The sequence below is a fragment of the Actinomadura sp. GTD37 genome (assembly GCF_041951365.1).
Lineage (GTDB): Bacteria > Actinomycetota > Actinomycetes > Streptosporangiales > Streptosporangiaceae > Spirillospora.
In genome coordinates this window covers 1-730 of record NZ_JBGNUS010000031.1, presented here as the reverse complement: position 1 = coordinate 730, position 730 = coordinate 1, and the positions used below count along the sequence as shown (strand labels likewise).

The 730-nt window shown below is 62.7% G+C and carries 1 protein-coding gene; it reads right to left on the bottom strand.

Going from position 1 to position 730, the window contains the following annotated elements; translation table 11 throughout:
* Nucleotides 1-433: 433 nt before the first annotated feature.
* Nucleotides 434-730: OmpA family protein (locus ACA511_RS40610; protein ID WP_375030084.1), on the bottom strand; the 297-nt coding region annotated here is incomplete at its 5' end.

Genomic DNA, 730 nt, shown 5'->3' with positions numbered 1-730 from the left:
GTGCTGGTCATGGTGCCTCTGTTGGACGCGGTCGTAGCGGGGGTGTCATGCGATGCGGGACAAATACGAACCGCTCGATTTCATCACAGCTGTCGTCCTGGCGGAAGCCAGGACCCATAACCACCGTGCCTGATTGTGAACGGGACCGTGGCTCCAGCATCGCGCAATAATGCACCTCGCCAAATCAATGATAGCGAGCTTCACTTCGGATAGCGCGAAATATTCTGCGGCGGGAGCTTGCGCCGCCGGGCAACTCAGATGTAGCGGGCTGCGCCTCTTTGCACCTGTCATTCCGGGGCGTGCGAAGCACGAGCCCGGAATCCATTTCACCACAGGTGATGCGGCCCGATGGATTCCGGGCTCTCGCTTCGCGAGCCCCGGAATGACGAGAGAGACGGATGGTTTGTGTGTTACCGCCAACCCCACGGCGCGATCAGCGTTCCGTCAGCTTCAGCTCGATGCGGCGGTTGCGCTTGTAGGCGTCTTCGGTCTGCGCGGTGTCGAGCGGCTGGAATTCGGCGAAGCCGGCGGCGACCAGGCGCTGCGCCGGCACGCCGAGCGAGACCAGATACTGCACCACCGAGATCGCGCGCGCCGAGGACAATTCCCAGTTCGACTTGAACAGCGGGCTGTTGATCGGCCGAACGTCGGTATGGCCGTCGACGCGCAGCACCCAGCCGATCTCGCTCGGGATCTTCTTGTCGAGATCGACCAGCGCACTCGCCACGGT